Genomic DNA, 12,991 nt, shown 5'->3' with positions numbered 1-12,991 from the left:
CGTTCGCGAAGTTCGCGGCAAGTTTATTACACTGTATTCCGTGGAAAATCGTCGTGAGGGTAATCGGTCGACGCGGGATGCCACGAACGGCGGACCTTCGGTGATCGACGGACCCGCGAGGCGGCGTCTGTCGGCGTCGGGCAGGCGTCACTCCGAGACACGGGAGATGGTGCTGCGCATGGTCGAGGCGCAGAGCTCTCCGGTCTCGACGGCCGCGCTGTCGACCGCGACCGGACTGCACGAGAACACCGTGCGCGGACACCTCGACCAGCTGTATGCCGACGGATACATCGGGCGCGAGCGCGAGCCCGCCGCCGGGCGCGGGCGGCCGGCGTGGCTGTGGACCGCAGCGCGGCCCGACCCGGAGAACCCCTATGCAGCGCTGGCCGGTGTCTTGGCCGACTCGCTCGCGCAGGCCGGCGGTGACCCCATTGGCCGGGCGCGCGAGGCCGGGCGACGCTGGGGCCAGGAGATCGCGGCGCGGCGCGCGTCCATCGCCGCGGCCGAGGTCGCGGCATCCACTCCGCCGTCCGAAGCCGCGCAGCTCCCTTCCCCGCGACAGACCGTGATCGACGTCATGCGCGAGCAGGGCTTCGCGCCCGAGGACCGCGGGGACGACGTGATGCTGTCTCGCTGCCCGCTCATCGAGGCGGCGACGAGGCATCCCACCATCATCTGCGCCGTCCACCAAGGCATGATCGACGGCGTGCTCGCCTCGACGGGCGACGAGGCCGACACCCGGCTCATCCCGTTCAGCGCGCCCGGCCGTTGCACTCTGCAGCTGCGGATCGCCCGATGAGCGCCCGCCGTCGCCGCGGACCCTCGTGGCGCCTGCTGTGGATTCTGCCCGCCGGCCTCTCGTTGCTGGCCGGACTCGACGCCGCCCTGCTGCTGCTGGGCGTGCCCGCACCGGTGAGCGCGGCGCGGCTGCCCGATGTGCACGGCATGCTGATGGTGCTCGGCTTCGTCGGCACCCTCATCGCCCTCGAGCGCGCCACCGCGTTGGCGAAATGGTACGGGTTCATCGCACCCGGGCTGCTGGGTCTGGGCGGCATCGCGCTGCTGGCTGATCCGGTGCCACTGGTGGCCGCGAAGGTGCTGCTGGTGGCGGGCACTGCCGCGTTCACCCTGATCTACATCCCGCTGTGGCGGCGCCAGTACGACGCGCCGCTGCTCGTGCAGCTGCTGGGCGCCGGGCTCGGCTGCGCGGGCTCGGTCATCTGGCTCACCCAGGCCACGATGGATCACGTGCTGCCCTGGCTCATCGGCTTCGTGGTGCTCACGATCGCGGCCGAACGCGTCGAGCTGGCGCGCATCACGATGGGCCCGAACGCGGGCAACCGCCTGCTCGTGCACGCATGGACCATCACGATCGCCCTGGTGATCGGCGTGATCTTCCCCGACGCGGGGGCGATCCTGCTGGGCCTCGCACTGCTGGCGATGGTGGCCTGGCTGATCGTGCACGACATCGCCCGGCGCACGATCCGGGCGAAGGGCGCCGCGCGCTACATGGCGGCCTGCATCCTCTCCGGCTACGTCTGGCTGGCCGTCGCCGGCGTCGCGCTGCTGTTCGGCTACCCCGACGCGCAGCCGGCGTACGACGCAATAGTGCACGCCGTCTTCCTCGGCTACACGATCTCGATGATCATGGCGCACGCCACAACGATCCTGCCCGCGGTGCTGCACATCGATCTGCCGTACCGCGCCGCGTTCTGGGTGCCGGCGGCCGTGTTGCAACTGAGCCTCATCGTCCGCCTCTGGATCGGCGACGGCCTCGCCCAGCCCATCGGCTGGCAGGTCGGCGGCGTGCTCGGAGTGATAGCGCTGCTCCTGTTCGTTGTCACGGCCGTCACGAGTGCGATCCTCGGCCCGCCGAAGAAGAATGAGAAGAGACGGGATGCCGCTCCCGCCCGGGTCGCGGCATCCCACCCGGTTTCCTCCCGCGTGCCGACGACGTCGCGCCCCGCCGCCGACACTCCCGAAGGACAGGAATGAGCTCCCCGAAGCCTCCCGTCGCACCCAAGAACCCCGACGACAAGGCGCCGGGCCGCGGATTCTGGGCGCTGCGCGACATCCCGACCCTGCTCTGGCTGGTGCTCGTGGCGGTGGCCGTCGTCACGCACCGGTGGCTGCCCGAGCCCCGCTGGCTGATGATCCACCTGCTGCTCCTGGGCGGGGTCACCCACGCGATCATGGTGTGGAGCCAGTACTTCTCTTACGCGCTGCTGCGCTCGTCGCCGACCGTGCGCGGGCGACAGCTGCAGAGCTGGCGGCTGGCCCTGACCAACGGCGGCGCGGTGCTCGTGGTGGCAGGGGTTCTCTCGACGGTGTGGCCGCTGACCTTGGTGGGCGCGGCCGCGTTGATCGCCGGCGTGATCTGGCACGGCGCGAGTCTGTACGCACGTTCGCGCAAGAGCCTGCCGGGCCGGTTCGGCAAGACGATCCGTTACTACATCGCCGCAGCGGCGATACTGCCGATCGGCGCGGCACTGGGCGCCTGGCTCGCGCACGACAACTCGGCCGCGAACCTCGTGCTCGCGCACGCGCTGCTGAACGTGCTCGGCTGGATCGGCCTCACCATCGCCGGCACGCTCGTGACGCTGTGGCCGACGATTCTGCGCACGCGCGCCGACGAGCATGCCGCGACCGGAGCCGCTCGCGCGCTGCCGGTACTGGCCGCCTCCGTGCTGGTGGCTGCAGCAGGGGCTGCCGCAGCCCTGCTGCCGGTTCTGGTCACCGGCCTGATCGGCTATGTCGTGGGCCTGTCGATCATCGGGGTGTCGCTGTGGCGCGCCGCCCGTCAAGCGCCGCCGCGGAGCTTCTCGGCGCTGTCGATCGGCATGGGCGTGCTGTGGTGGATCGGGAGCGTGATCTGGCTCATCGTCGCCACGATCGTCTCGTTCCTCGGCGGCACCGGGTTCGACGGGGTGCCGGATGCCGTGGACCAGATCGTCCCGTTCCTGGCCGCCGGTTTCGCCGCCCAGGTGCTGCTGGGCGCGCTCAGCTACCTCATCCCCGTGGTGCTCGGTGGCGGACCCACACCGGTGCGCATCGGCACCACCGTGTTCGACCGTGGCGGGGCGCTGCGCATCGCCGTCGCCAACGCCGCGCTCGTCGTGTGCGCTCTGCCCGTGTCGAGCCTGATGCGGGTCGTGGCATCCCTTCTCTTCTTCATCGCGATGGCGTCGTTCCTCGTGCTCATGCTGTTGGGCATGCGCGCGCAGGGGCGGGCGAAGAAGTCGGGCGAAGGGCTGGCCGCGACCAAGGCCGGGATGGCCTCGGGCGACCGCCCGCACGGGCCGATCAGACCCGAGGGCGACAAACCTCACCGTGCCGGGCAGGCGGTCGCGGGGCTGCTGGCCGTCGTGCTCGCCGTCGCGGTGACCGCTGCCGTCGACCCGGTCTCGCTCGGGTGGAGCGCGTCGGCCGGAGCCGCCGATGCCAACGCGCCGGTCAAGGTCGTGCAGGTGCAGGCGACGAGTTACAAGTACACGCCCAACACGATCGAGGTGCCCGCGGGCACCCGGCTGAAGATCGAGCTGACCAACGTCGACACGTCGATGGTGCACGACCTCGTCTTCTCGAACGGAGTCGCAGGCCATCGCCTCTCGCCGGGTGAGAGCGAGACGATCGACGTGGGTGTGATCACCGCCGACCTCGACGGCTGGTGCTCGATCATCGGTCACAAGCAGCTCGGTATGACCATGACAGTGAAGGTCACGGGGGCTGCGGCATCCACCGCCTCTCCGTCACCCTCGGCGACCGACGACATGGGCGACATGGACATGGGCGATATGGACATGGGGTCGACCTCGGGGATCGACCTGTCGGCGGATCCGGGGCCGGGCTTCGAGCCGTACAACGCGAAGCTGCCGGCGCTGGCCGCGTCGTCGAAGCCGGTGACAAGGCGGGTGACCATGACCGTCACCGACAAGAAGATCGAGGTGGCGCCCGGCGTGACGCAGACGTTGTGGGTGTACAACGGCACGGCGCCCGGACCGGTGCTGCACGGCAGGGTCGGCGACACATTCGTGGTGACGTTGATCAACGACGGCGACATGGGGCACTCGATCGACTTCCATGCCGGATCTCTCGCACCCGACGAGCCGATGCGCACGATAGCACCGGGCGAGAGTTTGACCTACACGTTCACCGCGACCCGCTCAGGCATCTGGATGTACCACTGCTCGACGATGCCCATGACCGCGCATATCGCCAACGGCATGTACGGCGCCGTGGTCATCGAGCCGAAGGAGCTGCCCGCGGTGGACGAGTCGTACGTGCTCGTGCAGGGGGAGTACTACCTCGGCTCGCACGACGGCGGATCCGTCGACACCGACAAGATCGCGGAGGACCGCCCCGACCTCGTGGTCTTCAACGGCTACGCGAACCAGTACGACCACGCACCGCTGACGGCCGCCGTGGGTGACCGGGTGCGCGTGTGGGTGTTGGATGCCGGGCCCGACCGGTCCACGAGCTTCCACATCGTGGGCGGGCAGTTCGACACCGTGTGGAGCGAGGGGCGGTACCTGATCAAGGATGCGACCGACACCGGCTCGCAGGCGCTGGGCCTGATGCCTGCGCAGGGTGGCTTCGCCGAGCTGTCGTTCCCCGAGGCCGGGCACTACCCCTTCGTGTCGCACTTCATGATCGACGCCGAGCGCGGCGCCCACGGCATCTTCGAGGTGACGAAGTAGGAGCCGGATGCCGCGGCCAAGCCTCGAGCCGCGGCATCCACTCTTCGTCGGTGGCGCGGCCGCGGCATCCACTCGTCGTTCGCCGTTCGGTCGTCACGGATTACCGTTTTGTCGCGCTGAAACCGTCATCTGTGACGACTCAACCGCGTGCCGGGCCGCCTTCGATGACAAACTTTGCCATCGAAGCTATCCTGAACGCATGACCACCATGAACATCTCGCTGCCCGACGAGCTGAAGGAGTTCGTCGAGGCGCAGGTGAGCGAGCGCGGGTACGGCACGAACAGCGAGTTCGTGCGCGACCTGATTCGTCGCGAGCAGAGCCGCGCGCGCGTGCGCGCACTCGTGGTCGAGGGCATGGCGTCGCCAGAGGGATCGGAGATGGATGCCGCCTACTTCGACCGTCTGCGCGAACGGGCACACGGCGTGCAGAAGTGACAACGCATCGCGTCGTCACTTCTCGCCGTGCGGATGACGACATCGACGAGGCCGTGTCGTACTACGTAGCCGAGGGCGCGCCAGACGCCGCGTTCGGGTTCATCGACGCGCTCGAGGCCGCGCGCAACGTGCTGGCCGAGCATCCTTGGATCGGTTCGACACGCCTGGCCGTGGAAATCGGCGTCGACGAGGTGCGCAGTCTCGCGCTGCGACGGTTCCCGTATGTCGTCGTTTACACGGTCGATGACGATGCTGTGCGTGTTCATCGCGTGCTGCACACGCATCGCGACATCCTGTCAGAGTTCTTCGGATCGTGGGGCGAGCGCGACCGAACCCGCGTTCCGGGTCAAGGATCCGGCGTGCCCTCGCGCGGCGCTCACCCGATGGGGCTGCCGTCGTTCGGTCGTCGCGGATTACCGTTTTGTCGCGGGAAAATCGTCATCTGTGACGACCGAATCGACGGCGCGAATTTCGGTCGTCATGGATTACCGTTCTGTCGCGGGAAACCTGTCATCTGTGACGACTGAATCCGCGCGTGCGCGGCTGCCCAACGGCGACCGGCTCGACGTGCCTCGCGGTGCATTCAGCAGGCAGTATCTGCGGGCTCGATCGTGGAACACCGGTCAGAAGTGACTGCTGAACAGGAGCCCTTTGCCACCGCGGCCCGGAGCGGCCTCATGCGATAGCCGTGCGGCGGATGAGATCGGGCGCGCGGGGCGGGATGAGCCAGGATGCCGCGGCCATGACCAGCGGCAGACCGAACGCCGTGATCGCGAGCCAGAGCCAGGGGACTTCGGTGAAGCGCAGGTAATCCGCGGTCGTCTGCGCGACGCCCCACGTCGGCAGTAGCGACGCGGTGACGCCCACGGCCGTGCCCAGCCCGACCACGATCGCCGCCTGCCAGGCGCTCACCACGCGCCGCGTGGTCGGGCGCGCACCTACGGCCGTGAGCGTGGCATCGTCTGGGCGTCGTTCGAATCGGCTGAGGCCCAGGCAGATGGAGCCCGCGCCGATCACCAGCACCGCCGTCGCGGCGCTGATGAGCCACAGCACCGGGCTGACCGCGGCCGGACCCTTCTCGGCGTACACGCCGATCCGGCCCTCGCGCCCGATGCGGATGTTTGCGGCATCAGCGGTCATCGCGTCGATGACAGAGTCCGCCGGTGGGGCCGCATAGGTCGCGACGATTCTCTCCGGCTCGAGCGACATCCCGAGTTTCCCCGCAGTGGCAGTGGCGATGTACACGACATCCTCCTCCTGCGGGTACGGCACCGCGACCGATCGCATGGGAACGGTGTGCAGCGCCGCGGGTCCGGAGGAGCCTCCCTCGGTCGTGACATATTCCGATTGTCCCGCCGCGGTCCATTCGGCGATCGTCGCAGTGTCGTCTCCGAAGCCATAGCGGTCGACGGCGAGTGCGCTGCCGTTGCGAAAGGCGTCGAGGTCGGCGACGCCCAGAGAGACGCCCAGCAGGGTCGTGAGGTCGTCGGGCGCGATGACGCGCAGCGTGGCGCCGAACAGATACCGGTAGTCGTCCCGGCAGTGTGCACACGAGGGGTCTTCGCTGTGTGCTTTGGCGACCGACCACGCCCTGGCGGTCGGATCCTGTGCCTCAAGAGTGTTCGGGTCGAGGGTCGGCTCGGCGGGGGTCGAGACGAGGGCCGTCGTTCGCGGCGTCGAGGCAGCGAGGACACTGCGAGCGGGATCGAGGAAGGTCTTGGTATCCGACATGTGGTCGCCCCACATCCAGACGGTCACCGTTCCCGGATGGCCCGCCCACCGGTACGTCCGCGTGGTGCCTGCCGATAACATCGCCGTCATCGACAGGGCGAACGATGCCACGAACACGCACGCGGCGATCGCTGCGAACGCCGGCACGACGCGCGAGGGATTGGCTGCGGCATCCCGACTCGCCAGACGGGCGCCCACTCCCATCCGCGACAGCACGCGCGAGAGCACCGAGAGCGTCCAGTGCCCTCCGACGATCATGCCGACCTGGAAGACCAGTGGGCCGGCGATGATCGCCCCCAGCGCCACCGCGCGCCATGGGCTCTGGTAGTCGATCGGCTTGGCTGCGTTCAGCGCGGCCATAAGCAGCGCTCCGGCGATCGTCGCTGCCATCCCGAGCACCATCAGGCCCACGCCCCATGCGGGGCGATGCGGGCGAAGCCTCGCCGGCCGGCGAGAGCCCCGCAGCGCCGCCAGCACATCGCCGCGAGTCGCCGAGCGTGCGGGTGCTGCCGCCGACAGCAGTCCGACGGCGACCGCGAACACGACGATCGCGATGACCATGGGCCAGGGGACGTTCCAGCCCCAACCCGAAGTCAACGAGCCGACGACGTGGTCGTCGAGCAGGGTGCGCGCGGCGGCGGTCAGCCCTAGTCCGAGCAGCGCGCCGACCGCGCCTCCGATGAGCCCGAGTACGGCGCCCTGCAGCAGGACGACGCGGAACACGTCCGCTCTGCGCGCGCCCACGCTGACCGCGACGGCGAGCGAGCGCGCCTGGCGTCGTGCGGAGACCGCGAACGCGGCGCCGGCCAACAGCACGACGAGGTAGCCCTCGAAGGCTGCGCCGACGCCGGTATACGCGGCCGCCGTCCACATCGCGCCCGCATCGTCGCTGGCCAGTCGTGAGCCGGCAGGCGGATCGAGGACGAGATCGCGGGCGAAGGCGACGAGCCCAGCGTGGTTCAGCGCCGGCAGCGTCTGGACATCAGGCTGCCAGTCGGGCGTATACCAGCGAGCGGCGCCGGAGTCGGTGACCAGATCACCCGGCTCAGTCAGAAACAGCTGGTTGACGCCCGGGGGCTCGTCGAGCTCGCGCATCGTGCCCGTGATCGTCAGCGTCGTGTGCTCGTCGGGGAAGGTGACAGTGCCTCCGATGTCCATGCCGAGCCGGGCGAGCAGGCCCGGGGTCACCATGGCTTCGGAAGTGGACGCCGGAGCCGTGCCCTCAAGAACCGTGTAACGTCCGGCGAACACGGGATCCCACACCGGGCCGGTGGTCGTCGCAACATGCGCGGTGCCCGCTGCCGTCTCGACGTACGCGGTGCCGCCCTGGTGGACCTCGATGGTTCGGGTCCCCGGCGGCAAGAACGCCTGAGGGCTCGTGGGGGCCGCGTTTCCCCGGTCGTCTTCCTCCTGCGCACCGTCCATGGCGAACGACAAGGGGTCGTCGATGGCCTGTTCTCTGAGCGGGTTCGCACCACCGACGATCTGGACCCATGCCTGGTTCTGACCGAGCTCGAGCGTAACGTGCTGCTGCGGAGTGGCCTGGTGGCTCGCCCAGAACACGACCCCCGCTGTCAGAGCCATCACCGGCAGCGCCACGAGCGCGACGACGAGTGCGCTCGAGCCTTTGGTGCGCCGCACCTGCCGCCAGGCGAGCCGCAGGTCGACTCGCCAACGCGCCCACGCGCTCGGCCGGCCGGTCATGCGATAGCCGTCCGGCGGGTGAGGTCGGGCGCGCGGGGCGGGATGAGCCAGGATGCTGCGGCCATGACCAGCGGCAGGCCGAACGCCGTGATCGCGAGCCAGAGCCACGGCGTGGCGGCGAACGAGTAGAGGCCGTTGGAGGCCTTGGTCAGCGCCCACGCCGAGATTGTGCCCGAGACCGTGCCGACGACCGTGCCGATGCCGACAATGGTCACAGCCTGCCAGGCGCCGATGCCCCGGCGGATGCGGCCGCCCGCGCCGACCGCAGCCAGCGTCGCGTCGTCGGGGCGTCGCTCGAAGCGGGCGAGGCCCAGACACACCGAGCCGGCGCCGAACACGAGCACCATGGCCGCCGCAACGATCAGCCACAGCACCGGGTCGAACGACGCGGGGCCCTTTTCAACCTGCACGTTGAGGACTCCGTTCGAGCCGATACGCGTGTTCGCGACGGCGGCGGTGATCCCGTCGACCACTGACGTCGACGGCGCCTTCGGGTAGAGCGCGTAGAGCGTCTGCGGTTGCAGCGCCATCCCCAGGCGCTTCGCCGTGGCCGTGGAGATCACCAGCTGCATGCTGCCCTGCGGATACTGCAGCGACGCGCGCATCATCGGGATCGAGGTGGTGCTGATGGGCGAGGGAAGGGATGCCGCTGGCGGTGGTGACTGTGAATACGCTTGCTGGCGGAAGTCGGTCAGGGAAGCGGACTTCCACATGGAGACCGTCACCTCCGAGTCGTCATCGAGGTTCGGGAATTTGGCGATTGACAGCGCCGTTCCGTCGCGGAAGGCGTCGCGGGCGGCTGCGGGCACGGGGCCGAGCACCGTCTCGAGGTCGTCGGGAGAGAGTACGGCGACCTGCCCACCAGCGTCATAGACGAACGACGGATCGTTGGCGTGACCTGTTGGTGTGGTCAACGTCCACTCCGGCGCGTCCGGGTCGATCGGATTGCCGTCATCGTCCGTCACCGGCTGCGCCGTCGTCCAGACAGTGGCGGTCTTGGTTGCACCGGTGCCGGCAACGACGTGTCGAGCAGCCTCGACGAAATCGTCGGGATGCGTGGCGGCATCGTCGCCCCACATGCCTACCGCGACCGTGCCCGGATGGCCTTCCCAGCTGTAGTTGTCATTGGTCTCCCTCGCGGTCATGCCCACGACCGAGATCGAGAACGCGGCGACGAACACGCACGCGGCGATGACCGCGAACGCCGGGACCACCCGTGAGGGGTTGGCCGCGGCATCTCGCCCCGCGATTCGGGCAGCGAGCCCCCATCGCGACAGGACCTTCGCCACCTGCGCGAGGGTGAAGTGGCCGGCCACGATCAGCCCGATCTGGAAGACGAGTGGTCCCAAGATCGCGGCGATGATGAGGGTCGCGTGCAACTGTCCGGTCGGGTCGGCGTTCGTGGCGCGGTCGAGGGCCGCGGTCCCGAGAGCGCCGCCGATGGACGCGATCAGTCCCACCGCCATGACCAGCAACGCCCACAGCGGTCGGCGGACGTTGAGCGTGACCGGTCGGCGCGACCCGCGCAGTGCGGCGAGCGGGTCGCCGTGGGTCGCGGCACGCGCGGGTGCGATGGCAGAGATCGTGCCGACCAGTATCGCGAACACCACGACTCCGACGATGACCAGCCATGGGACGTCGTAGCTCCAGTGCCCCCAGAACGAGCCGGCCACTCCGTGGTCGGTGACTGCGAGCAGAGCGAAGCCGAGCCCGACACCGACCGCCGAGCCGAGCACGCCCCCGACCGCCCCCAAGACGGTGCCCTGCAGCACGACGATGCGGAACACGTCAGAGCGCGAAGCCCCCACGCTCACCGCCATCGCGAGCGAGCGCTCCTGGCGCCGGGCGGCCACGGCAAAGGCGGCACCGGCCAGCAGCACGACCAGGTACCCGCCGAACGCCGCAGCGATGGTCGCGATGGTCACACCCACCCAGAACCACGAGCTGTCGGTGCCGTTCGCAACCGTGGCGCCCGCGGGTGGATTCACGGCGAGGTCGCGGGCGAGGGCGACGTATCCGTCATGGTTCAGTTGCTGGAGCTGCGCGTAGTCAGGTTGCCAGTCGGGCACGAACCAGCCCGGGACACCGCCCTGCACCAGGCCGGAGGCCGCCGCGGGCAGGAAGATGACGTCGTCGCTCGGCTCACGATCACGCTCGCGCAGGGTCCCCGTGATCGTGAATGTTCGGTCGGAGTCGGTGAGGGTCACCGTGCCGCCGATCGACGCCCCCAGTCGCTTCAGCAGGCCCGGGCTCACCATCGCCTGCGCGCCGGTCTCCGGTGCCGATCCATCGAGCGTGACATACCGACCGGTCAGCACCGGATCCCACGCAGGGCCGGTCACAGCCTCGACCTGGCCGATGCCTCCCGCCGTGTTCACCGACACGCTGCCGTACTGCGTGACCTCGATCGTGCGGGTGCCGGCCGGCACGGCGCCGGCCACATCGGTCGGAGCCGGTCCTTGCTCGTGGATCGGATCACCGTTGTCGTCGACATCGACGTCGGCCCAGTTCGGATCATCGACCGCCTGCATGCGGCTCGGGTCGGCGCCGCCGGCGATGCCGACCCACGACTGTCCCTGGCCGAGCGCCATGTCGGCCCGCTGGGCCGGCGTGCTCATGTGGCTGTCTGCGAACACGACTCCGCCCGACAGGGCGAGAACCGGCAGCGCGACGAGCGCGACCACGAGCGCGCTCGATCCCTTCGTGCGGCGCACCTGCCGTCCGGCGAGCCGCAGGTCGGCGCGCCAGCGCGCCCACGCGCTCGGGCGGGCTGTGCCGGTACGCGCGCCGCGGCGGGCCGCGGCACCCCGCCCCCTCATCGCGCGGCCTCGGTCGAGGTCAGGTCCCTGAGCGAGCGCAGCGAAACCGGGGGCCGCGGGCCGCGGCATCCACTCTGCTCCTCGCCTGAGGCGAGGGGATCTGCCGACGCGAGGGCCGAATGCGGCGAAAGCGCCCTCGCCTCGGCCATTCCCCTCGCCCGAGGCGAGGGCCGGGTCGCCCGGCGCTCCGGCCGGACGAATCGGCGCTGCGCGCCGCGCGCGGGGCGATGCGCGCTCACGCCGGCACCTCGGCCAACACCTCGACGCCGTCGCGCCGGGTCTCGTCGACGATCCGCCCGTCGCGCAGGAAGACGATGCGATCGGCCCACGCCGCGTGGCGCGGCTCGTGGGTGACGAGGATGGCGCCGGCTCCGGCATCCACTCGCGTGCGCAGCACCTTCAAGACGAGTTCGCCGGTGACCGAGTCGAGCGCGCCGGTCGGTTCGTCGGCCAGGATCAGACGCCGCCCGCCGACCACGGCGCGGGCGATGGCGACGCGCTGCTGCTGCCCGCCCGACAGGTCGTCGGGGTAGGCGGCGAACTTGTCGGCCAGATCCACCGAGGTGAGCGCATCCCGACCCGCACGACGCGCCGGCCGGGCTCGGAAGCCGTCGAGCTCCAGCGGCAGCGTGACGTTCTCGAGCGCCGTGAGGGTCGGAATGAGATTGAAGTCCTGGAACACGAAGCCCAGGGACCGACGCCGCAGCAGGGCCAGCTCGCGCGGCGACGCGGTGGAGAGGTGACGCCCCTCGACGATGACCTCGCCGGTGGTGGGATGCGCCAGCCCGCCCGCGATCGAGAGCAGCGTCGACTTGCCCGAACCCGACGCGCCCATGATCGCGACCAGCTCGCCGCGCGCGACCTCGAGGTCGACGCCCGACAGGGCCGAGACGCTCGTCTCGCCGACCCCGTACTGCTGGCTCACTCCCACCATGCGCAGGATCGCTTCGCTCATCGGACCGCCTCCGTCTTCTCGCTCTTGACTGCTCTGTCTGCTGCGGCGCTCGCCGCCGGCCGCCCGCGCTTCGGTCGCTCGGTCGACAGCTCGAGCTCCATCGCGTGGTGCGGACGCATCGCGAGCCGCTGCTCGGTGTGGTCGAGCCACCGCACCTCGGCCTCGGCCTGGAAGATCATCGAGTCGACGACGAGCGACCAGGCAAGCTCTTCGGGCCCCTCGGGGTCGGCGCCGGCGTACTTGGCGCGGTTGAGCTCCTGCAGCTGCGCGAGCGACGCCTTGCGCTGCGTCTGGATGACCTCGGCCACATCCACGCCCGGCAGGGTCGCCGCCAGCGACAGCTTGATCGCCAGCTCATCGCGCGTGCCCTGCCCGCGCTCGACGGGGGAGTCCAACCACGAGCGCACTTCGGCGCGGCCGGCATCCGTGATCTCGAAGAACACGTGGCCCTGCTCGTCGACCTCGCCCTTGGCGACGAGGCCGTCGCGCTCGAGGCGCTCGAGCGTGTTGTAGATCTGGCCGACGTTCAGCGGCCAGGTCGACCCGGTGCGCCGGTCGAACTCGTGGCGCAGCTGATATCCGTAACAGGCGCCCTGATCCAGGATCGCCAGCAGACTCTGCTTGACCGACATCGGCCCGCCTCTCATAG

Annotated in this window: 9 protein-coding genes; 5 read left to right on the top strand and 4 right to left on the bottom strand. The window is 69.9% G+C overall.

The features are described 5' to 3' along the window. Positions 1-40 precede the first annotated feature (40 nt). The 5 genes from PU630_RS11485 (at position 41) to PU630_RS11465 (ending at position 5,660) form a co-directional block, all read left to right on the top strand. Entirely contained in the window at positions 41-799 is a 759-nt protein-coding gene (locus tag PU630_RS11485) for a helix-turn-helix transcriptional regulator (protein WP_275277201.1), read from the top strand. Beyond that, on the top strand, positions 796-1,995 hold the full coding sequence (locus tag PU630_RS11480) for a hypothetical protein (protein WP_275277200.1): 1,200 nt from the start codon (positions 796-798) through the stop codon (positions 1,993-1,995). The genes PU630_RS11485 and PU630_RS11480 overlap by 4 nt, the downstream gene beginning before the upstream one ends. Further along, positions 1,992-4,697, top strand: a complete 2,706-nt coding sequence (locus PU630_RS11475; protein ID WP_275277199.1) for a multicopper oxidase domain-containing protein — start codon at positions 1,992-1,994, stop codon at positions 4,695-4,697. Before PU630_RS11480 ends, PU630_RS11475 begins: the two co-directional genes overlap by 4 nt. Positions 4,698-4,896: 199 nt before the next feature. After that, positions 4,897-5,133 (top strand): type II toxin-antitoxin system ParD family antitoxin, encoded by a 237-nt coding sequence (locus PU630_RS11470; RefSeq protein WP_275277198.1) that lies wholly within the window; start codon positions 4,897-4,899, stop codon positions 5,131-5,133. Further along, positions 5,130-5,660 (top strand): type II toxin-antitoxin system RelE/ParE family toxin, encoded by a 531-nt coding sequence (locus tag PU630_RS11465; protein ID WP_275277197.1) that lies wholly within the window; start codon positions 5,130-5,132, stop codon positions 5,658-5,660. The genes PU630_RS11470 and PU630_RS11465 overlap by 4 nt, the downstream gene beginning before the upstream one ends. Positions 5,661-5,808: 148 nt before the next feature. Here PU630_RS11465 and PU630_RS11460 read toward each other — a convergent pair whose 3' ends face one another. The 4 genes from PU630_RS11460 to PU630_RS11445 form a co-directional block, all read right to left on the bottom strand. After that, positions 5,809-8,568, bottom strand: coding sequence for an FtsX-like permease family protein (locus PU630_RS11460; RefSeq protein WP_275277196.1), 2,760 nt, complete (start codon positions 8,566-8,568; stop codon positions 5,809-5,811). Next, entirely contained in the window at positions 8,565-11,456 is a 2,892-nt protein-coding gene (locus PU630_RS11455) for an ABC transporter permease (protein ID WP_275277195.1), read from the bottom strand. Before PU630_RS11455 ends, PU630_RS11460 begins: the two co-directional genes overlap by 4 nt. Positions 11,457-11,622: 166 nt before the next feature. After that, the gene (locus tag PU630_RS11450; protein WP_275277194.1) at positions 11,623-12,342 is read right to left on the bottom strand and encodes an ABC transporter ATP-binding protein; all 720 of its coding nucleotides are present in this window, start codon (positions 12,340-12,342) and stop codon (positions 11,623-11,625) included. After that, a complete protein-coding gene (locus PU630_RS11445; RefSeq protein WP_275277193.1) occupies positions 12,339-12,974 on the bottom strand; it encodes a PadR family transcriptional regulator in 636 nt (211 codons plus the stop codon). The genes PU630_RS11450 and PU630_RS11445 overlap by 4 nt, the downstream gene beginning before the upstream one ends. Positions 12,975-12,991: the final 17 nt, after the last annotated feature.

This window comes from Microbacterium horticulturae, assembly GCF_029094505.1.
GTDB lineage: Bacteria > Actinomycetota > Actinomycetes > Actinomycetales > Microbacteriaceae > Microbacterium > Microbacterium horticulturae.
The sequence above is the reverse complement of the archived record's forward strand: the minus strand, read 5'-3'. Positions and strand labels throughout refer to the sequence as shown.